The 22,058-nt window shown below is 34.9% G+C and carries 18 protein-coding genes and 1 pseudogene; 16 read left to right on the top strand and 3 right to left on the bottom strand.

Features of this window, described 5'->3' with window-relative positions:
* Positions 1 to 397: 397 nt before the first annotated feature.
* Positions 398 to 586: pseudogene (gene tnpA, locus J6Y29_01230) on the top strand (IS200/IS605 family transposase).
* A gap of 5 nt (positions 587 to 591) precedes the next feature.
* Positions 592 to 1,716, top strand: coding sequence for an IS200/IS605 family element transposase accessory protein TnpB (gene tnpB / locus J6Y29_01225; protein ID MBP5426514.1), 1,125 nt, complete (start codon positions 592 to 594; stop codon positions 1,714 to 1,716).
* Positions 1,717 to 1,995: 279 nt separating this feature from the next.
* Here tnpB and J6Y29_01220 read toward each other — a convergent pair whose 3' ends face one another.
* Positions 1,996 to 2,310: a hypothetical protein gene (locus J6Y29_01220; GenBank protein MBP5426513.1), complete on the bottom strand. Its 315-nt coding sequence runs from the start codon at positions 2,308 to 2,310 to the stop codon at positions 1,996 to 1,998.
* Between the two features lie 151 nt (positions 2,311 to 2,461).
* On the opposite strand from J6Y29_01220, the gene J6Y29_01215 reads away from it, so the two are divergent.
* Genes J6Y29_01215 through J6Y29_01195 form a run of 5 tightly spaced genes read left to right on the top strand, consistent with a single transcriptional unit; the run spans position 2,462 to position 7,281 of the window.
* Complete coding sequence (locus J6Y29_01215) at positions 2,462 to 3,637, top strand: ankyrin repeat domain-containing protein (protein MBP5426512.1); 1,176 nt, start codon at positions 2,462 to 2,464, stop codon at positions 3,635 to 3,637.
* Positions 3,637 to 4,395 (top strand): tRNA1(Val) (adenine(37)-N6)-methyltransferase, encoded by a 759-nt coding sequence (locus J6Y29_01210; GenBank protein ID MBP5426511.1) that lies wholly within the window; start codon positions 3,637 to 3,639, stop codon positions 4,393 to 4,395. The genes J6Y29_01215 and J6Y29_01210 overlap by 1 nt, the downstream gene beginning before the upstream one ends.
* A gap of 3 nt (positions 4,396 to 4,398) precedes the next feature.
* Positions 4,399 to 5,244 (top strand): 16S rRNA (cytidine(1402)-2'-O)-methyltransferase, encoded by an 846-nt coding sequence (gene rsmI, locus J6Y29_01205; protein ID MBP5426510.1) that lies wholly within the window; start codon positions 4,399 to 4,401, stop codon positions 5,242 to 5,244.
* A gap of 4 nt (positions 5,245 to 5,248) precedes the next feature.
* Positions 5,249 to 6,640, top strand: coding sequence for an aminotransferase class V-fold PLP-dependent enzyme (locus J6Y29_01200; GenBank protein MBP5426509.1), 1,392 nt, complete (start codon positions 5,249 to 5,251; stop codon positions 6,638 to 6,640).
* A gap of 17 nt (positions 6,641 to 6,657) precedes the next feature.
* Positions 6,658 to 7,281 carry a dTMP kinase gene (locus J6Y29_01195; GenBank protein MBP5426508.1) on the top strand — a complete coding sequence of 208 codons (624 nt, stop codon included), beginning with the start codon at positions 6,658 to 6,660 and terminating at the stop codon, positions 7,279 to 7,281.
* Between the two features lie 46 nt (positions 7,282 to 7,327).
* On the opposite strand, the gene aroA is transcribed toward J6Y29_01195, so the two are convergent.
* Positions 7,328 to 8,605: a 3-phosphoshikimate 1-carboxyvinyltransferase gene (gene aroA, locus J6Y29_01190; GenBank protein MBP5426507.1), complete on the bottom strand. Its 1,278-nt coding sequence runs from the start codon at positions 8,603 to 8,605 to the stop codon at positions 7,328 to 7,330.
* A gap of 263 nt (positions 8,606 to 8,868) precedes the next feature.
* Here aroA and J6Y29_01185 point away from each other — a divergent pair, with 263 nt between their 5' ends.
* The 9 genes from J6Y29_01185 (at position 8,869) to J6Y29_01145 (ending at position 21,156) form a co-directional block, all read left to right on the top strand.
* Positions 8,869 to 10,089, top strand: a complete 1,221-nt coding sequence (locus tag J6Y29_01185) for an ankyrin repeat domain-containing protein (protein ID MBP5426506.1) — start codon at positions 8,869 to 8,871, stop codon at positions 10,087 to 10,089.
* Between the two features lie 40 nt (positions 10,090 to 10,129).
* Complete coding sequence (locus J6Y29_01180; GenBank protein ID MBP5426505.1) at positions 10,130 to 12,010, top strand: ankyrin repeat domain-containing protein; 1,881 nt, start codon at positions 10,130 to 10,132, stop codon at positions 12,008 to 12,010.
* A gap of 145 nt (positions 12,011 to 12,155) precedes the next feature.
* Positions 12,156 to 12,635 (top strand): UvrB/UvrC motif-containing protein, encoded by a 480-nt coding sequence (locus J6Y29_01175; GenBank protein MBP5426504.1) that lies wholly within the window; start codon positions 12,156 to 12,158, stop codon positions 12,633 to 12,635.
* Positions 12,636 to 12,657: 22 nt separating this feature from the next.
* The gene (locus J6Y29_01170; GenBank protein ID MBP5426503.1) at positions 12,658 to 13,680 is read left to right on the top strand and encodes a protein arginine kinase; all 1,023 of its coding nucleotides are present in this window, start codon (positions 12,658 to 12,660) and stop codon (positions 13,678 to 13,680) included.
* 19 nt (positions 13,681 to 13,699) lie between these two features.
* Complete coding sequence (locus tag J6Y29_01165) at positions 13,700 to 16,132, top strand: ATP-dependent Clp protease ATP-binding subunit (GenBank protein MBP5426502.1); 2,433 nt, start codon at positions 13,700 to 13,702, stop codon at positions 16,130 to 16,132.
* A gap of 129 nt (positions 16,133 to 16,261) precedes the next feature.
* Positions 16,262 to 17,170: a ribosome biogenesis GTPase YlqF gene (gene ylqF, locus J6Y29_01160; GenBank protein ID MBP5426501.1), complete on the top strand. Its 909-nt coding sequence runs from the start codon at positions 16,262 to 16,264 to the stop codon at positions 17,168 to 17,170.
* A gap of 2 nt (positions 17,171 to 17,172) precedes the next feature.
* The gene (locus J6Y29_01155) at positions 17,173 to 17,937 is read left to right on the top strand and encodes a ribonuclease HII (GenBank protein MBP5426500.1); all 765 of its coding nucleotides are present in this window, start codon (positions 17,173 to 17,175) and stop codon (positions 17,935 to 17,937) included.
* The gene (locus tag J6Y29_01150; protein MBP5426499.1) at positions 17,937 to 19,913 is read left to right on the top strand and encodes a fructose-1,6-bisphosphatase; all 1,977 of its coding nucleotides are present in this window, start codon (positions 17,937 to 17,939) and stop codon (positions 19,911 to 19,913) included. The genes J6Y29_01155 and J6Y29_01150 overlap by 1 nt, the downstream gene beginning before the upstream one ends.
* Positions 19,914 to 20,040: 127 nt before the next feature.
* Positions 20,041 to 21,156, top strand: a complete 1,116-nt coding sequence (locus J6Y29_01145; protein ID MBP5426498.1) for a hypothetical protein — start codon at positions 20,041 to 20,043, stop codon at positions 21,154 to 21,156.
* Positions 21,157 to 21,231: 75 nt separating this feature from the next.
* On the opposite strand, the gene J6Y29_01140 is transcribed toward J6Y29_01145, so the two are convergent.
* Positions 21,232 to 21,915: a hypothetical protein gene (locus J6Y29_01140; GenBank protein ID MBP5426497.1), complete on the bottom strand. Its 684-nt coding sequence runs from the start codon at positions 21,913 to 21,915 to the stop codon at positions 21,232 to 21,234.
* Positions 21,916 to 22,058: the final 143 nt, after the last annotated feature.

The raw sequence follows: 22,058 nt of genomic DNA, 5'->3' as shown, positions 1-22,058 counted from the left end.
TAGTATTGGAGAGGTATCATCTGCGATTATACAAAAGTATATTGAAACACAAGGCTAATTGTTATTAATCTGCGAGGCTCCTCCCACCGCCCAAGGGCAGTGGGTTTCCGCCTTGTTAAAGATAAAAGTTATTTTATGAAGAAGCAATAAGAGAAGCCCAGACAGATTTGGAAAGAGTAGATTTTATGTCAAGTGCGCCAAGTTATAGGGATATTTTTAGACATAGGGTAATAGAGATAGGATAACTTGTAAAAAAGGACTACACAACAAATGGTTACACAAAAGTGCATCATAATAAAGTCCGTATTAATAGAGTTTATGTACGGAATGCGGAAATATTAGTTAAGAAATAGAAATACTCGGCTTAAAGTCGAGTGTTTCCATAGACTAGGACTTTTTCATAAATGCTTACAAAAGTGCGAGTAGTAGATTATTAAAAAAGGAGTTTCCAAGTATACGAAAAAAGCTATGGAAAGAACACTTTTGGAGTCAAAGTTTTTGCTTACTAACAACAGGCGGGGCATCAATAGATGTAATAAAAAAATATATAGAAAGTCAAGGGGATAAGTCTACAAAAAAGGAGTGAGGTTTTTGGCAAATGTAGCATATAAATTTAGAATATATCCAAACAAAGAGAAAGAAACTATGTTTGCTAAAACTTTTGGTTGCGTAAGACTTGTGTACAATAAATTTCTAGATAGAAGAATAAAACAGTATAAGGAAGATAAGACAATCGTCTCCTATACTACATGTGCAAAAGAGATGGCAGGAATGAAAAAATCAGAGGATTATTCGTTTTTGAAAGAAGTGGATAGCATAGCGTTACAGCAATCACTACGCCATTTAGATGTGGCTTTTTGTAATTTTTTCAAATTACCCAATAGTGGTTTTCCAAGGTTTAAATCGAAAAAAGATACAAAAAGAAGTTATTCGACTGTTTTAGTAAATGGCAATATCAATCTAACAAATAACTATTTAAAGTTACCTAAAGTTGGGGCTGTAAGAATGAAACAACACAGGAATGTTCCAACATATTATGAATTAAAATCTGTTACAGTAAGTCAAAATGCAAGCGGAAAGTATTATGCGAGTATTTTGTTTGAATACGAAAAACAAGTATCAAATAAAGTGGCGTGTAATTTTTTAGGATTAGATTTTTCTATGCATGGATTGTACAAAGATAGTAATGGAGAAGAAGCAGAATATCCAAGATATTATAGAAAGGCAGAAGAAAGATTAAAAGTAGAGCAGAGAAGATTGTCACTAATGGAAAAAGGTTCAAAGAATAGGGATAAGCAAAGAAAAAAATTAGCTAAAGTACATGAAAAAGTGGCAAATTGTCGAAAAGATTTTTTGCATAAGGTATCAAGGAAGCTGGCAAATGCATATGATTGTATATGTATAGAGGATCTAAACATGAAGGCAATGTCACAAGCTTTGAACTTTGGAAAGTCAGTGTGTGATAATGGATGGGGAATGTTTACTACATTTCTAAAATACAAGTTAGAAGAGATAGGCAAAAGATTAATAAAGGTGGATAGGTTCTTTGCGAGCTCACAAATTTGTTCGGAATGTGGATATAAAAATGAAGAAGTAAAAAATCTTGCTGTTAGGTCTTGGATGTGTCCAAATTGTGGTAAGTACCATGATAGGGATACTAATGCTGCAATAAATATACGAAATGAGGGCATGAGAGTAGCAAATGCCGTAACATAAAAGTAACAAAAACCGCAGGGCTTGCGGGGTTAGCCTGTTCAATCTTAGTACGATAGTACTATAGCGCAGGAACCGACTGTTTGCATACTGTTGCAAAAGGAAGCCCCCACCTCCACGCCGAGAATTTTATGGCAAAAATTTGAGGTGTAGGTGGGGGAGGATGTCACAAGATCTATTTTCTAATTCTAATCTTCTCATATCCTTATGCGCACAGCTATGCTTTCGCTCTCCTAAAAATATTTTTTCCTACGTACATACAGTGTTTACTTATGCAAGTTTCTAGTCGCCGAATATAGGGTCGTAGTCTCTGTCGGGGATAGGTTCCTCGAAAATATCAAGATATTTTATATTTGATGTATCATTATCTATTGAAAATGCCAGACGAAATTCAAAATCGGGTTGAGCTACAGCATCGCGAGCTTTTTTGTCAGGCAAAATATTTTCCATTCTGAAGACGGAATATTTTTTTAGTTCGTCAATAACCCAGGCAAGCTCAGCTGAATTATCAACCTCAAGCATTGGTATTATACCGTTTCTCATATCATTTACTACTGCATTTAATTCACCAGTTTGGTATTTCAAAGTTCTAAACATAATAACCTCCTAAATAATATCTGCAAGTCTATTTTGCCACAATGAGTCCCAAAATACAATACAAAATTTTCCCAAAGGTATATTGAAATTGATTATATGCTTATGGTAGAATAAAAAAGTCCTAGATAAACTTTTAGTTGGAGGCATTATTATGGGGAATAAAAAAGTATTTAATTGTGGTACAAAGCTAACATTGGCAATTTATCGTGGAAATAGAGATATGATAGATGAAGCGTTGATTAATAACGTGGATATTGATGCTAGAAACGAATTCGGAGAGACGGCTCTTATGCACGCTTGTAATAATGAAAATGTTTATGCAGTCATAAAAATTTTGAATTGTGGTGCAGATGTAAATTTAGAGAATAAAATGGGTAATACGCCTATGATTTATGCCAGTGCCAGAGGAAACAAAAAAATAGTAGAGCAGTTGATTTTAAGAAATGCAAATGTAAATCATGTAGCACATGACGGGAAGACGGCATTATTGTGTGCATGTAACAGTGGGAATGCGGAGCTAGTTAAGCTGTTGATAGAAAAAGGGGCTAACGTAAATTGTGAATCAAGGGATGGAGATACTCCGTTGATAAAGGCATGTGATAAGTGCAATTTTGAGCTAGTTAGATATTTGGTTGAAGCGGGTGCTGAAATAAATGCAAAGAATATTGTGTGCGAATCGGCTTTGATGTATACTTTAAAGCATGGTACGTCAAGAGAGAATATAAAGATAATAACTTATCTTATAGATCATGGTGCAGATGTTAGTGTGATGAGAGAGACAAAAGAGTTAAGGATTTTTATGAGAGAGATTATAAACAATGCACCAAAGATTGGTACTTTAATAGCGATGCGAAGAGAAGGGTTAAAGGGCGTTAGAAAATTTCTAGAAAAGTTTAGTGAGAATGTACGATCAGAGTGTATGTCATTCTTGGCTCGGAGTAACACAGTAAGAAAAATAAAAGAGGACAATGATGCATTAGAAATGCAAATAAAAAAAACTGTTTTGGAAAGTGTTAAGAATATTAATACTAAGATGGAAGCGGGTAACATAATTAATAAACAGGTGTTAGCGAATATTATTGAAAAAAAAGAAGATATACGTGAAAAAGTTGAAAGTAAGATTGTCCGTACTGATAAAAAAAGTGTTGATGTTTGTGATACCAAAAAGAAAAGTATTGGTTGTGTTAAGAAACATAAAAATAAAATAGATAGTAAGGTAGAGAAGACCCCAGTTAGCATCGTGGATATTATGAGCAAAAAAAAATTTCCAAAGGCTAAGTCTAATTTGTCAATAGTATCTAAAATGGAAGGTTGGGGGAAATATTAATGCAAGAAAGAGATATTGAAGTCTTTGAAGATGAGAAAGTTGATGATCTTGATCTTAAGGGCTATAAGATTATACAAAAGAAAAAAGGTTTTTGCTTTGGCATAGATGCGGTATTATTGTCTTATTTTGCTGATGTAGGATTGAAAGATAAAGTATTAGATTTGGGTACTGGTACCGGGATAATCCCTATATTAATTGCGGGACATACTAAAGCAAGTGAAATAATTGGAGTTGAAATACAAAAAGATATTGCTGATATGGCTCAAAGAAGTGTTTTTATGAATAGATTAGAAGATAGAGTCACAATTAGAAATTATGATTTAAAATGTATAGAAGATATAATCGGTTCTAATAGTATTGATGTAGTAGTGACAAACCCCCCATACATAAAGGTTAATGGAGGTTTAATAAATGATGGTGATATGAAGGCAATATCAAGACATGAGATAAAATGTACATTGGATGATGTTATTAGAGTATCAGCAAAAGTATTAAAGCACAATGGGCGTTTTTGTATGGTTAATCGACCAGATAGGTTGGTTGATATAATGACACTTATGAGAAAATACTACATAGAGCCCAAAAGTATGAGGTTAGTGTATCCCAAAAAAGAGAGAACGGCAAATCTTGTGTTGATCATGGGGAAAAAAGGTGCTAAAAGCGAACTAAAGATTATGGAACCATTGTACGTATATGATGATAAGGGTAATTATACAAAAGAGATAGATTATATATACAATAGAAGGGAAGATTTTTAGGATATGGAAGTGGGAGTTTTGTATTTGGTGGCTACACCTATAGGAAATTTGGATGATATTTCGTTAAGGGCGATTAAGACGTTACAGCAAGTGGATATAATTGCAGCGGAAGATACAAGACAAACGATAAAATTGTTGAATCATTTAAATATAAAAAAGCCAATGATAAGTTATCATGAGCACAACAAGTACGACAAAGGTAAGTATATTATACAAAAGATATTAGAAGGAAATAATGTCGCGTTGGTGTCAGATGCGGGTACGCCAGCTATATCAGATCCAGGGGAGGAGCTGGTTAGGTTTGCGATAGAGGAAAATATAAAAATTTCGCCAATTCCAGGTGCAGTTGCAGGGATAAATGCATTGATAGCGTCAGGGCTTAGTACTGGTAGATTTGTATTTGAAGGATTCTTGCCAGTGAATAAAAGATCAAAAAGAGAGAGAATACTATTTATAAAAGATGATCCTAGGACAATTATATTTTATGAGGCGCCACACAAACTATTGTCTACTTTAACGCTTTTGTATGAGCTTTTGGGTGATAGAGAGATAGTATTGGCAAGAGAGCTTACCAAAAAGTTTGAGGAATTTTTTAGATCAAGTTTAAGTGATGCTATAAAAAAATATACAAATGACAAGCCCCGAGGTGAATTTGTGTTGTTGATGGAGGGGATTTGTGAAAAAGATGTTTGTACACCTAATTTTTGGGATGATCTAACGATAGAGAATCATGTTAAACACTATGTAGATTGCGGCGAAAGTGAAAAAGAGGCAATAAAACATGTCGCAAAGGATAGAGGCAAGAGCAAGAGGGATATATATAAATACATGCTAGATAGGAAAGGATAAAGATATGATACCTATATATGACATGATACAAAAATATATTGCGATGAATCCGAATATTTTTCATATGCCTGGGCATAAGATGGGAAGTACTGTTGCTAGTTATTACAAGGATATGATAAAGTGGGATGTAACAGAAACTCCATTGACTGACGATTTACATGATGCAAAAGGGGCGATTTTAAAAGCACAAAAGCTTGCAGCACGTGCATTTGGTGCAGATGAAACGTTGTTTCTTATCAATGGATCAACATGTGGTATTCATGCAATGTTACTTGCTACATGTAAGCATAAAGATAAAATTATAGTGGGGAGAGATTGTCATAAATCAGTGTTTAATATTCTAGCGCATATAGGTGTTAGAGCTAAATTTGTGAATCCTGTATACAAGCGAAAGTTTGGCATATGCGGAGGATATTTGGCAAAGGATATAGAGGATGCATTAGATCAAAATCCTGATGCGACTGTTGTAGTTATAACATCACCTAACTATTATGGAATATGTTCCCCTATACAGGATATAGCCCGCATTGTACATGATAGGGGTAAAATTTTAGTAGTGGATGAAGCGCATGGAGCACATTTTAATTTTTGTGATAGGTTACCTAAGAGTGCACTTTTTTGTGGTGCGGACATGGTGGTGCAAAGTGCGCATAAGACATTGCCTGCATTGACACAGACGGCGTATTTGCATATCAAGGGTGATCGGGTTGATAAAAATAAAGTAAAGAGGATACTTAGTATGATAGAAACCACTAGCCCGTCATTTATATTTATGGCATCGCTTGATATAGCAAGGTATATAATGGAGGAAGAAGGTAATATCCGATTAACTAAAATTTGCGATAGGATAGATAAATTAAAAAAAGAGACACAAAAATTTGCGGGGATAAAGATATTGGATGATCACGAGAGTGAGAAAGACAAGACAAGACTTGTTATAAATACTAGTGAGCTTGGTATATCAGGATATGACATGCAGAAAATATTAGCAACTAAATATAATATTCATGTGGAGATGGCAGATGCATATAATGTGGTGTGTATTGTTACAGCGTGCGATAGTATAGATGGATTAGATAAACTTGAGTTTGCATTAGGTGAGATTGCATCTAAAGAAGTGGGCAGATGTAGCATAAATATGGTGCCAATGCCGAAAGATTGTCCAGTAGTTGATTTGGTTGATGTGGGAGATCTAAAGCGAGAGTTGGTACTAATGGATGATGCGGTGGGTGCGACATCATATAATATGATTGTGCCATATCCACCGGGTGTGCCATTGGTGATAGCTGGACAGATTATAACTAAGGAGCACGTGGTGTATCTTAAAGATATTTATGCAAAAGGTGCAGTTATAAATGGAGTATACGAAGGAAGAATAGAGATAGTAAAAAAATAGGCAAAGGATGATTTAGTATGAAGGGATTATTCATTACATTTGAAGGACTAGATGGATGTGGGAAAACAACGCAGATAGAACTACTAAAAAAATGGCTTGTAGATAAGGGATACGATGTAGTGCTAACAAGAGAGCCAGGTGGGACTCAAATAAGTGAGAGAATACGAGATATCATACTTGATGTGTCAAATGATAATATGTCATACACATGTGAGATGATGTTGTATGCGGCAGCAAGGGCACAGATTATAAAAGAAGTGATAGCACCATCATTAGAAAAAGGTTGTATAGTGTTGTGTGATAGATTTGTTGATTCAAGTTATGTATATCAGGGGATAGCACGAGGTTTGGGTGTTGATGTGGTAGAGAGAGTAAATGAGATAGCTTTAGATGGGGTATATCCAGATGTGACACTTTTCTTTGATATATCGCCAAAGGAGTCAAAGAAGAGAAGGGCTGTTGCTACTGGTGAGGATAGAATCGAAAAAGAAAAGCTTTCTTTTCATGAAAAAGTTTATCAAGGATACAAATATGTGGCACAAATGTATCCCAATAGAATAAAAGTAATAGATGCTGGGGGATCAGTGGATAAAGTTCATAAGGAGATTTTGGCGTGTATTTCAAAAAAGATATCGGAGTAATGATTTCCACTCCGATATCTTGCATTCAATTGCAAAGAAAATTAGACTATAAAGAATTTAGAACAGGAAGAAAATCAGGGAAGGCAGTTTCTAACACTTGAGATCTTCTTATTAGCGTTTCATCTTCAGCATAAATTGCAGCTGTAGATAGTGCAAAGGTTAGAGCCTTGTTACCATAACTTTCTACGACGCGTCCTTTTAGAGGGACTCCGCCTAATATTTCTATTGTATCGTTGTTTATAGTTATTTTTGCACCAAGCTTAGTAAGTTCTTTGCAAAGTTTTGATAAGGTTTCGTTTTCAAATATTTTATATCCGCGCAAATTAGTTATTTTACTTGTTCCTTTTGCAGCACATGCAGCAACAATAAAGGCTGGTAATTCATTATAAAGTCTAGGTAGAATTTTTGCATCTATAGTTGTTGAACTAAGGTTTGACGAGGTAACGTGTATATCCACAACAGGTTCTTTTCCAGAAAGATGTTCATTTAGTAGATCAATTTCAGCGCCCATTGATCTTAATACGTCAATTATGCCGTTTCTGGTTTGATTTACACCAACATTTCTTATCATTATTTCAGAATGTGGTATTATCGATGCAGCAACAATAAAGTATGCGGCAATAGATATGTCGCCGGGTACATTAAAGTTTTTTGCAGATAAGTCATTTCCGCTGTATATAGTAACACGCCCATTTTTGCCAAATGAAAGTTTGGCACCAAAGTACTGAAGCATAAGTTCAGTATGATTTCTGTATGGTACAGATTCTTTTATTATAGTTTTGTCGTTTGCGTACAATCCAGCAAGTAGCAGTGAAGATTTAACATGCCTATTCTCTAGATTTAGATTGTAAGTGGTTGAGTTTAGTGTGCTAGGTTGTACATTAAGTGGACACATAGTTGCATCTTCACGTCCTAAAATTTTTGCACCCATTGTTTTTAGCGGCATGACGATGTCGGAAACAAGACGTCTTTGTACAGATGGATCACGAGTGACGATACAAGGAAAAGTCTGTCCTACTAGTATGCCAAGTAATAATCTAAATGCAGTATTAGATTTTCCTGTGTTTATTGAAGATCTAGGTTGAACTAATCCGTAAATGCCATTACCGGTAATTTTAAGACAATTATTTGGCCTAATTTCAATTGAAACCCCCATTTGTCTGAAACAATTAATTGTACTGATACAGTCTTCGCTCATGAATACGTCATTTATTTCAGAAGTTCCTTTTGCTAAAGATGCCATAATAATCGCTTTGTGAGATATAGATCTATCGCCCGGTACACGAATTTCACCCCTTAAAGAAGATCTGTGTTCTACTATCATAACTTTATTCCTCCTATTATTTTTATAAACAAGATAAAGTACGTTAATATTTTCTTTCGGAACAACAAATCATGATTTTAATTTACATATTTTTTAAGAATATGTCAATGGAAGAAAGCACAAAAAACGTATTTGTAACATAAACATAAATATAGTGTAACAAAAGTGAGTATCGTCGTAACAAATAGATTATGGAGAGAATCATAAAGGGTATAAAATAAAAAATAAAGTGTTGCATAAATTTAAAAAGTGTGATAGTATGTGTGGGGTCTAGAGAAGTTGGCGTTAGGATAAGAAAAGAAAGGTGTGGTAGTATGTACTTAGCAGATGCAGTAGATATGCAAGATGTAGAACAAGTAAAACAATATATAGAACAGGGAGCAGATGTAAATCAAAGTGGTTGGTTTAGCAAGAAACCAGTGATAAGGGCTATTCGTCAAGGGAATGTAGTACTAGTAAAATATTTAGTAGAAAATGGGGCAAAGGTTGATACAGATTGCTTAAATGAAGCGATTGAAGTGGGAAGTTTACCTATTGTTAAATTTTTAGTTGAGAATGGTGTTGATATCAATAAAAAAGGTTGGTTTGGAAAAGAGCCTACTATTAGAGCAATACGCAGTGGAAATGCACCTATAGTTGCTTGCTTAGTTGAGCAAAAAACTAAAAACGGAGACAGAGTAGATAGATATTATTTGGATGAAGCGATAGATGTGGGAAGTTTACCTGTAGTTAAGTGTTTAATTGAGAAAGGGGTAGACATAAATTGGCAAAGTCGTTTTGGAGAAGATCCTGTAATTAGGGGAATTCATAAGGGGAACGCGCCAATGGTAGCCTATTTAATTAAAAAAGGATCAGAAGAGGGCTTAAAGATAGATATTCGTTATTTAAACGAAGCAATAGATGCAGGAAACTTACAGGTAGTTAAGTCTGTAGTTGATTGTGGAGTAAATTTAAATCAGAGTGGTTGGTTTAGTAAAGCTCCAGTAATCAGGGGAATACGCAAGGGGAATGTAGCAATAGTAGAGTATTTGATTTCCAAGGGAGCGAAAGTTGATAAGAACTGTTTGGATGTGGCAATAGAAACAGGTAATTTATCTATGGTTAAGTGTATAGTTAGACAAGGAGTAAATGTGAATGAACGCAGTTGGTTTGATGATCCGTCTATAATAAAGGCTGTACATACACAAAATTTGAATGTTGTTAAGTACTTGGTAAAACATGGAGCTAAGATTAATGATCGTTGTATGAATGAGGCGGTAAAAACAGGAAGAATAGAGATAGTTAAGTATTTCATTTCAAAAGGATACAATGTTAAAAAAAGTTCATTCTTGTTAACAGCAGTTGAAGAAGATAATATCAATATGGCAGAATATTTGATAAGGAAAGGATCGCGTGTAAACAGGGAACAATTAAAAGTAGCTACAGATAAGGGAAATCAAGCTATGAGAAGGCTTTTGATAGACAATGGAGCAGAGGCTAGATAGGGTTTAGCATCAAAAATACAATAAGAAAGGACGTATTGATATGGCCCTAACAGATGCAATAGATATGCAGAATATAGAGCAAGTAAAGTATTATGTAGAACATGGAGCAGACGTAAATAAGAGCGGTTGGTTTAGCGAAAAGCCCCTGAAAAAGGCAATACGACAAGGGAATGTTTTGATAGTAGAGTATTTGGTTGAACATGGAGCAAAGGTTGATACAGATTGTTTGTACGAAGCGATAGAAGTAAGAAATTTGCCTATAGTAAAATGTTTGGTAGAACACGGAGTGGATGTAAATAGAAACAAATGGTTTAGTGAAAAACCACTTGTAAAGGCAATACAACAAGGGGATGCTCCTATAGCTATATATTTGGTTGAAAAGGGAGCAGAAATTGGTCCGGATTACTTGAACATTGCAATAAGCAAAAAGAATTTACCAATTGTAAAATGTTTGGTTGAGAATGACGTAAAGCCCAAAAAACAGGAACAATTTCTTCCTTTGCGTCATGCAACGCATACAAAAAGTTTGCCGATAGTGAAATATTTGGTTGAAGAGGGTGCTAAGATTAAAAATGATTGTGTGTACGAGGCAGTGAAAGTAAAAAGTTTACCTATTTTGAAATATTATATTGAGGAGAAAAAGGTAAACATAAAGCGAAGCAAAAGTTTTGGCAAGAATCTTGTAATTGAGGCAGTGACAAAAAAGGATCTTAAGATAGTGCAATATTTGATTGAACATGGAGCTAATATTGATACAGATTGCTTAGATAAAGCGATTGACGTAGAGAGTTTACCAATTGTTAAATGTTTAGTTCAAAAAGGTGCTGGTGAAAATGGTTTGTTGAAAAAGGAGACTGTTGTTAGAGCAATATATAAAAAAGACGTGGCGATAGTTACTTACTTAGTTGAACATGGAGCTAATATTGATACAGATTGCTTAAATAGAGCGATTGATGTAAGGAGTTTACCAATTGTTGAATGCCTAGTTCAAAAAGGTGTTGATATCGACCAAAGTAGTTTCTGGGAAGCAGAGCCTACTATTAGAGCAATACACCAAGGAAATGAGCTTATAGTTGCTTACTTAATTGATCAGAAAGTTAAAAATGGAGCTAAAGTTGATATTAAATATTTAAATGAGGCAATAGATGTGGGAAGTTTACCTGTAGTTAAGTGTTTAATGGAGAAAGGGGTAGACATAAATTGGCAAAGTCGTTTTGGAGAAGATCCTGTAATTAGGGGAATTCATAAGGGAAATGCGTCAGTGGTAGCTTATTTAATTAAAAAAGGATCGGAAGAGGGCTTAAAGATAGATATTCGTTATTTAAACGAAGCAATAGATGCAGGAAACTTACAGGTAGTTCAGTGTGTAGTTGATTGTGGAGTAAATTTAAATCGGAGTAGTTGGTTTAGTGAAGCTCCAATAATCAGGGGAATACGCAAGGGGAATGTAGCGATAGTAGAGTATTTGATTTCCAAGGGAGCGAAAGTTGATAAGAACTGTTTGGATGTGGCAATAGAAACAGGTGAGTCATCTATGGTTAAGTGTATAGTTAGACAGGGAGTAAATGCAAATTGTGGGGGAAGTTTTGATGATCCGCCGTCTATAATAAAGGCAATACGGCTAAAGAATCTTGATATTGTGAAGTGCTTGGTAACATCTGGAGCTAAGATTAATGATCGTTGTATGAATGAGGCGGTAAAAACAGGTAAAATAGAAATAGTTGATTATTTCATTTCGAGATGTCGCTCTGTTAGAGACAGTTCATTCTTGTTAACAGCAGTGGAAAAACGTGATATCAATATGGCAAAATATTTAATAAGTAAAGGATCATGCGTTAATAGTGAACAATTAAGAGTAGCTACTAATAATAGAGACGAAGCTATGATAAAGTTGTTGAAGGATAATGGAGCAACAGGATAAATAAAGTTTACTATTGACGAAGAAATAAGGGAAGAGTTGTACAATTTGGTACAGCTCTTTTTTTGAAAAAAATTTTTATTTTTATAAATTTTGTATTATAATAGATGATGAGAAAAGTTATTTTAAATTGTAGGGGTGTGATAGAATGCTTTGTCAGAGATGTCATAAAAAAGTTGCAACAGTGCACTATAGAGAGACAGTAAATGGCATTACTAGGGATCTTTATTTTTGCTCAAGTTGTGCTAATTTAGGCCTGGGTGTGAAAACGGGCCAAGCGATTGGTATAGATGAGATATTAGCTGGGCTTATGGGATTGCAGCAAAATAAAGAAGAGCTTAGGTGTCCTAAATGCAATTTAACGTATAATGAATTTAAGAAAATAGGCAAAGTTGGATGTGAAAAATGTTATGAGGTGTTTGCAAGTAAGTTAGAGCCGGTGCTAAAACAATTACATGGCAATGTTCAATATAAAGGAGCACTACCAAAAGATAAACTAAATAGTACACAAAAAGAGAACAGACTGAAGGAATTAAAAGAAGAATTGGCTGCTAGGGTTAAAGCTGAAGAGTATGAAGAAGCAGCCAAAATAAGAGATATGATTAAGGAAATAGAGAATAAAAATTAAGTTAGTGAAGGAGGGGATGATGTTGAGCAAATGGTATATAGAGGATGGCCCAGAATCAGATGTTGTTATTAGTACTAGAATTAGGAGTGCGAGGAATTTAAAAGAGTATCCGTTTCCAGTTAAAATGGGGAAAGAACAGAGTGAACAAGTTATCAATTTAGCATATAGAACTCTTGGTAAAGAAGTTGAGGGCACTAACTTTGATTTTTGCAATGTAACTAATATTTCTACTATTGATAAAGAGGCTTTGGTGGAGAAACATTTGATAAGTCCTAATATGTTAGATAGCAAAGTGCAAAATGGAGTGTTCTTAGGTGATGATGAAAAGATTAGTATAATGGTGAATGAGGAAGATCATTTTCGTATTCAATCTATGGATGCGGGGTTTAGAATAGAAAATTGTCTTAGTAACTTAAATAGGATAGAAGAATATTTGGAAAGTAAATTAGAATTTGCGTTTAGTCCAAGGTATGGATACCTTACATCATGCCCAACCAATTTGGGTACAGGGATTCGGGTGTCTGTGATGATGCACTTGCCTGCGTTAGTGATGACAGAATACATAGATAAGATAATAGCCGGATGTTCGAAAGTGGATTTTACGGTAAGGGGAATATATGGAGAGAACACATCAAATATTGGTAATATATTTCAAATATCGAATCAGGTAACGCTTGGAGTCACAGTGGATGAGATAGTTGGGAACACAATAAGTGTTGCAAAGCAGGTGATTTCGTACGAAAGAAATTTGCGAAAGGAGCTATATGCGAGTAAGTCTGTTGAGTTGGAGGACAGAATATATAGAGCATACGGAATATTTACTAATGCAAGGAAGATATCTACTGAAGAAGGATTAAAGATTGTGTCGGATATAAGGCTTGGTATAGATTTGGGTCTTATAAATAATATTGATAAAAGACTTTTAAATGAGATTGCACTTAATATAAAGCCGGCGAATTTGCAAAAAGTATTAGGCAAGGAGCTCGAGTATAATAAAAGAGACGAGATGAGAGCAAATTATATACGACAGAAGATAAATAAATAGGAGTAAAGGAGTGATTTAAATGTTTGGAAGATATACAGAAAAAGCGGAAAGAGCGTTGGCATATGCGCAAGAGAGTGCTATAATATTTGGACATCCATACGTTGGTACAGAGCATTTGTTGTTGGGATTAATAAAAGAAGGCACAGGAGTTGCAGCTATGGTGTTAAAAAATCAGGGCGTAACAGAAGAAGCTGTGTTAGAGAGGATAGAGGAAATAATAGGACAGGGTGATAATGTATTAAATCAGCCGCTAGGTTTTACACCAAGGACAAAAAATATACTTGAGTTAAGTTTTAAAGAAGCAAGGAAAATGGGAAAAAACGCGATAGGTACAGAGCATTTGTTACTTGGGATATTGCAAGAGGGGGAGAATTTTGCGTTAAGAATATTGGTTACGCTAAATATTGATCCACAGAAACTATTTACAGAGATAATGAGAGTGTTAAATGGTGAAAGTATGGGAGCATCAAGTGGTAGAAAGGGTGCAGATAGTTCACAAACGCCAACATTAAATCAATTTGGAAGAGATTTAACTGAGATGGCTAGTGAAGGCAAGTTCGACCCTGTAGTTGGAAGAGAAAAAGAAATAGAGCGAGTGGTGCAAATATTAAGTAGAAGGACTAAAAATAATCCATGTCTTATAGGAGAGCCAGGTGTGGGTAAAACTGCTATAGCTGAAGGATTGGCGCAGCAGATAATTAGTGGAAATATTCCAGAGACACTAAAAGACAAAAGAGTGGTAACACTAGACCTATCGTCTATGGTAGCAGGAGCAAAATATAGGGGTGAGTTCGAGGATAGGTTAAAGAAAGCAATTGCTGAGATAAAGAATGTTGGTAATGTGATATTATTTATAGACGAAATTCACACTATCGTTGGTGCAGGTGCAGCAGAAGGCGCAATAGATGCATCGAACATACTAAAGCCATCTTTGGCAAGAGGAGAAATACAAATAATTGGTGCGACCACAATAAATGAATACAGGAAGCAAATAGAGAAGGATTCGGCGTTAGAGAGACGATTTCAACCTATAATTGTAGGTGAGCCAACACAAGAGGAGTCCATAGTAATATTAAAAGAGTTGCGTGATAAGTATGAAGCGCATCATAAAGTGAAGATAACAGATAAAGCGATAGAGGCAGCAGTAAAAATGTCTGATAGATATATAACAGAGAGGTTCTTGCCAGATAAAGCTATAGATTTGGTGGATGAGGCAGCATCTAAGGTAAGGATGGTTGCATTTACAGCACCACCAGAGTTAAAGAAGATAGAAGAGCAAATAGAGACGCTAAATAAGGAAAGAGATGACGCTGTATTGTCGCAAGAATTTGAACAGGCGGCAAAGATAAGGGATAAATTAAAAGAACTAAATGAAAAATTAGGAAAGATGAAAGACGAGTGGAAGGAGAATAGCCACAATAATACAGATGAGGTAACAGAAAATGAAATTGCTGAGGTTGTATCTTCGTGGACAGGGATACCTGTGAACAAGCTGGAAGAAGAAGAGAGCGAGAGACTAAAAAATCTTGAGCAGGTATTGCATAAAAGAGTGATAGGACAAGAAGAGGCAGTAAAGGCAATAGCAAAAGCGATAAGAAGAGGAAGAGTGGGGCTTAAGGATCCAAAGAGACCAGTAGGATCATTTATATTCCTAGGACCGACCGGTGTGGGTAAGACAGAACTTTGCAAAGCGTTAGCAGAAGCGATGTTTGGCGATGAAAATAGTATAATCCGTGTAGATATGTCTGAATATATGGAAAAGCATAGTGTATCTAAATTGGTTGGATCACCTCCAGGATATGTAGGATTTGAGGATGGCGGACAATTGACAGAGAAAATTAGAAGAAAGCCGTACTCTATTGTGTTGTTTGATGAAGTAGAAAAGGCACATCCAGATTTGTTTAATATATTGCTTCAGATATTGGAGGATGGAAGATTAACTGATTCACAGGGAAGGACGGTAGATTGTAGAAACACAATTATAATAATGACATCCAATGTTGGAGCAAGAAATATAGTGGAGCCAAAGAAATTAGGTTTTTCCACTGAGGGCGATGCAAAAGCTAAAAACTATAAGCAGATGAAAGATAATGTACTAGGAGAGCTTAAAAATACATTTAAGCCAGAATTTTTAAACAGATTAGATGAAATAATTGTATTCCATCCATTAGAGGAGGAGCATATAAAGGAAATAGTTACATTAATGATAGATGTGTTGGCTAAGAGAATGGCGCAAACAGGTATAAATATAAAGATAACAGATGAAGCAAAGGCTCTTTTAGCGAAGAAGGGATATGAGCCACGCTATGGTGCAAGACCATTGCGTCGAGTGATACAAACGCTAGTGGAGGATAAACTAGCGGAAGAAATGCTAGATCAAAAGATAAAAGAAAAAGATAATGTAATAATAGATGTAAAAGATGATGAGATAATATTGCGTGTAGATAAATAAATATACGAGTGGAGAGTGTTTGCGTAAACTTAGGACGTAAACACTCTTGGAATATTTTGGCATTGAATAATTTAAGTTCAAAGTGTATAATATCTACAAGACGATTGGAGGAATTAAGGAAGTGATGCAATGATTAATGAAGAAAAAGAAAAATTAAGTGGGATTAACCGCAATAGTATAAATTGGTTTCCTGGTCACATGGCAAAGACTAAGAGAATTTTGTCTGAGAGTATTCGCTTAGTTGATGTGGTAATAGAGATATTAGATGCCAGGATACCTCAAAGTAGCAAGAATCCGGATATAGATGGATTGATTAAAAATAAGCCTAAGGTGATTGTGTTAAACAAATCTGACTTGGCTGATATGACTGTATCAAAAAAATGGAGAAGCTATTTTCGGGAAAAAGGTCAAAAAGTTATATTTGTTGATGCATTAAAGGGAACAGGTATACGCGAGTTAAATAAAGTTATTGATGATATGATGAAAGAAAAGGTTGCAAGAGATAGAGCTAAGGGAATAATAGCAAAACCTGTTAGAAGTATGGTTGTGGGTGTTCCAAATGTAGGGAAGTCTGCATTTATAAACAAAATAGCAGGGAAGAAGGTAGCAAAAACTGGAGATAGACCAGGTGTTACTCGTGCAAAACAGTGGATTAGGTTAAACGAAAAGATAGAGTTGTTGGATACACCTGGTATATTGTGGCCTAAGTTCGAGGATAAGGAAGTAGGGCTAAAGCTAGCATTTACTGGAGCAATAAAAGATGAGGTGTATGATACAGTAGATGTGGCAGCTATTTTACTAGAGAGGTTGTTGGTTACGTATCCTGATTTGCTAAAAGCTAGATATAAACTAGATGATGTAGAAAATTCAAAAGGATATGAATTATTAGAGATTATTGCAAAAAAGAGAGGTGCAATAATGTCTGGTGGTGTTGTGGATTATACAAGAATAGCATCTATAATATTGGACGAGCTAAGAGGAGGGAAAATAGGGAAAATATCATTGGAGGCACCAAAGTTTGACATGATGGGGGATTAAATATGAGAGTGACTAAAAAAAGCGTAGAAGAATATGCAAAGACTCTTAGTATAGATGATGCAATAGAGTACATAAAGAAAAGTGGACTTAATAATGATGCGTTGATAAATAAGTATCTTAGGAAAAAAGCAGCGTACGAGAAAGAAGTATTAAGGTACAATACTATGTGCCAGTTTGAAAATAAGCTTTTTGATGAAGAAAAGATCCTGATGATTGCAGGAGTTGATGAAGCAGGACGAGGCCCATTAGCTGGCCCAGTTGTTGCAGGGGCCGTTATACTAAATCGAGGAGAATTTATAGAAGGAATAAATGATTCAAAGAAATTGTCGGAGAAAAAAAGAGAAGAGTTGTTTGATAAGATAATGTCTAGAGCAGTTGCGGTTGGAGTAGGAATAGTTGACCACAAGTGTATTGATGATATTAATATATTAATGGCTACCAAGCTTGCAATGAAAAAGGCATTAGATAATTTAAAAGTAAAGCCTCAATATGCGCTAATAGACGCAGTAACATTAGATAATATAAGTTTAAGACATGCAGCGATAGTAAAAGGTGATGAAAAAAGTGTATCTATTGCAGCAGCGTCTATTATAGCAAAAGTAACAAGGGATAGATTGATGATCGAAATGGATGGGAAATATCCTCAATACGGTTTTGCAAAGCACAAAGGATATGGAACAAAAGAGCACATAGATGCAATAAAGAAATTTGGTGCAAGTCCTATACATCGAATGACATTTATACAAAAATTTTTATCTAACATATAATGGAGGTTTTTAATATGAAATTAACCGATAATGATATAAAATATTTGGAGCTTCTGTCAAAACAATATCAGACAATAGAGAAGGCGAGTAGTGAACTTATCAATCTTATGGCTATACAGAATTTGCCTAAAGGCACAGAGTACTTTATAAGTGATATACATGGTGAGTATGAATCTTTCTTGCATATACTAAAGAATGCATCGGGAGAGATAAAAATAAAGATAAATGAGCTATTTAAAGATAGGTTAAGTAATAAAGAAATGAAGACACTTGCGACTCTTATATATTATCCAGAGGAAAAGCTTAGGGTAATAAAAGAGAAAGAGCCAGACATGAATGAATTTTATAAGCTTACGTTAAATAGGCTAATAACGCTACTTCGTAGAGTTACACTAAAGTACACTAGAGATTTTGTACAAAGGCAGATGGGGGTATCGGATTATAGTTATATAATAGAAGAGTTGATATACGGAGGAAGAGGAGAGAAGGAAAGAGAACTTTATATGCAAAGTATTATTACTGGGATTATAGAAGCAGGAGAGGCAGATAAATTTATTGTGAGTTTGTCGGAGTTAATATCTAATATATCAGTGTATCATTTGCATATAATAGGAGATATATTCGATAGGGGTATTGGTGGTGATATAGTTATGGAAGCGTTAATGAAAAAACGCAACCTAGATATACAGTGGGGTAACCATGATATACTCTGGATGGGTGGTGCAGCTGGTAATTGTGCATGTATAGCAAACATAGTGCGAATTTGCACAAGATATAATAATCTAAATACATTAGAGATAGGGTACGGCATAAGCATAAGGCAGCTTGTGACGTTTGCATTGTCGGTGTATAAGGATGACCCATGTATTAACTTTAAGCCTAAAAGTATTGATAAAGATGCATTGTATCCAACAGATGTAAAGGCATTAGCGAAAATTAATAAAGCGATAACAATAATTCAATTTAAGCTTGAAGGTCAGTTAATAAAGAAGCATAAGCATTATGAGATGGATAGCTTAAGGCTTTTACATAAAATAAATTACGAAAAAGGTACTGTTGATATAGATGGTAAGGAGTATCAGTTAAATGATTCAAATTTTCCTACAATAGATCCAAAGAATCCTTATAAACTAACAGCAGAGGAAGAAGTAGTAATAGAAAAATTAAAGAAGGCGTTTAAAAGAAGTGAGAAACTTCAGCATCATGTACAATTTTTGTTCAACAAAGGTGGAATATATAAGTGCGCGAATAATAATCTATTGTTTCACGGATGTGTTCCAATGGAGCCAAATGGAGAATTTACACTTGTTAAGACAAGTTTGGGTTCTGCGAGAGGGAGAGAATGGTTTGATTATGCTGAAAAAATAGCAAGGCAGGGATATTTTGGTGAAGAAGGGCATAAAGATACTGAGCGAGGGATAGATTTTTACTGGTATTTGTGGTGTGGTTATAATTCACCATTGTTTGGCAAGAAAAAGATAACAACATTTGAGAGATGTTTTATAAATGATGAAGAGACATGGAAGGAAGAAAAAAATCCTTATTATACATTAATTGATGATGAGAATGTGGTAAAGGGGATACTAAAGGAGTTCGGCTTGGAAGATGAAAATGCAAAGATAGTAAATGGCCATGTCCCAGTAAAAAAAGGACATAATCCAGTTAGAGCTAATGGAAGAGTGTTTGTTATAGACGGTGGATTTGCAAAGCCATACCAGAAGACGACGGGTATAGCAGGCTATACGTTAATATATAATTCATATGGTTTTATATTGGCCGCACATGAGCCATTTGAGTCAACTGAAATTGCAGTAAGAGAAGAAAAAGATATTCACTCTACTATGGTGGTGAAAGAAGATATAACAACTAGGATACTTAATAGAGATGTTGATTTAGGTAAAAAATTATCTAAAAAAATAGAAGATTTAAAAAAACTGTTATATGCTTATAGAAGCGGGATTATAAACGAAAAGTAACTTTTTGTTTCGAATTTTTGCAAAAAGTATTTACATTATGAAGAAAGTGATATATAATTAGGATAGGAGTTTTGAGGAACAAAGAGAAACAGTATTGGTTTATATAGATTGGTAGGTGGAGAATATCATGGATTTTGGAATAGTAGACGGTATAAGAGCTGCATTTGAGGCAGTAATAAAGAATGTTTTAGTTTACTCTGTAGAAAAAGTAGCTTTTGTAGTTAAAATACTAGGACTTTATGCTTTTGCCATAGTTAGTGCTTTGGGTAATTGGATAATGGATTTATGGCTGTGTTTAATAAAGAATATGCTTGGAGCATTTACTATATCAGCAGATATGTTTGATCCGGTGGTTCATCCTGAGTTGGGATTTGTTACAGAGTTTTATCACGTATTTAGAACAATGGGAATGGCATTTTTAGCGTTGATTGCTATGTGGCAATTGTTTAAAAGTTTTTTCGCTTATATAGGATTTGAGGCAGAGGAGCCATTGAAGGTAGGTATAAGAGTGCTGGTATTTGGCGCCTTGATAATGAGGGCGAGGGAAATAGTAGTATTTATTTTAGAAAGTATATATAATAATATGATAAAAATAGTGTGGTCACTGTACGATGGAGGAAGTAGCTTTGGAGACTGCATAGGGCAAGGACTAAGAAGAATAGGGGAGGCTAGTTGGATTTCTCCTATTGGTCTTGAACAAGTTATAGGATTATTTTTAGGAATCTATTTGGGATATAAGTTAGTGTTAATTTGTTTTAAATTAGCTGAGAGATATGTTTTAGTTATATTCTATATGATAACGTTTCCTTTGGCCTTATCTACTGGTATAACAAAAGCTACAAGACATTTTTTGCAAGGTTGGGTTAAGGGATTTACAGGGAACTTGATGGTACAGTTTTCACAAATAACAATGTTTATAGCGTTAAGTAGATTTTGGCATACAGGTTATGGTATGAGTAGTTTTCCTGCCTACTTAAAAATGATGGTTTTATCAATAGCGCTAGTGAAAGTATTAGATAAAGTGGAAGAGTTCATAAGGGATATTGGACTAAGCGGAGGAATTTCAGGTAGCCAAGTAGATCCATTTGGAACTATACAATCAGTGTACTGGAAAACAAGTGCTGCTAAGGGTGTTTATAGTGCAATAGCAGGTTTTGTTACAACTGGAAAGCTACCATCTTCCGGGTCTAATAACGGGAATAATCCAGTGGTTCAGCAGGCAATGAATGGAGGACGTCACTAAATGTAATAAAGAGTCAGGACTTTAAAAGTGAGTCTTGACTCTTTACATATTACAATTTTATTGATTATGTAAGGATTATTTTGTAAGATCAATTCCAGAATCACGACGTTTTTGTTTCATTTTAGAAAAAGCTCTTTCTAATTCGCTACTGTTGTCTTTAGTAGCGTTATTTATTGAGCGTTGGCTTTTAGAGGAACGTTTAAGAACGCTTGAAAAATCAACATTATTAGCTGCTTCTTTATTCGATTTTATCATTTTTTCTATATCAACAACAGAGCCACTTAATTTACGGTTTGCAAGTTTATTTTTTAATTCACCAACAAAAGCTGCTTTTGATTGCTTTTGATTATTTAATTCAAGAGATTTGCTTTTCTTGATAGTAGGTATTGATATTTTGTTAGAATTCATTTTCATAACAGGAGGTGCTGGAGGAGGTGGCGGTGGTGTGCCTGGTGTAGTCATTACAATTGGTTTTACCGCTTGCTGTATCTTAGGTTTAGGAACTTCAGGTTTTGGTTCTGCTACTTTTCCTGTTCCCTCAAGCACATAAGCTGCTTTTCCACGTTTTTGTAGTTTTTTACTTAATTCATCCATCACAGAAGAATTTTTTTGTGGAGCACTTACCGAACGACCTCTACCTTTAGTTATGTGAATTTTATTAGAATTCATTTTCATAACAGGAGGTGCTGGAGGAGCTGGTGGAACAATTTTATTTGTTTTATTTAAATTAGGTTTAGGTGGAATTGGTGGTTTTGCCATACGAATCACTCCTTTTTAAAATATTCTCTACCTTAGATATTCTCCATAGATACATAAAAATCCTTTTTTTTGTTTTTTGTATTTGAAAATACCTATATTGTTGACAAGAGACAAATTTTCTACTATACTAAGTTCGTATGATG

Source organism: Clostridiales bacterium (assembly GCA_017961515.1).
Taxonomy (GTDB): Bacteria; Bacillota; Clostridia; order Acetivibrionales; family RGIG10202; genus RGIG10202.
This window is presented reverse-complemented; position numbering and strand designations above follow the sequence as displayed.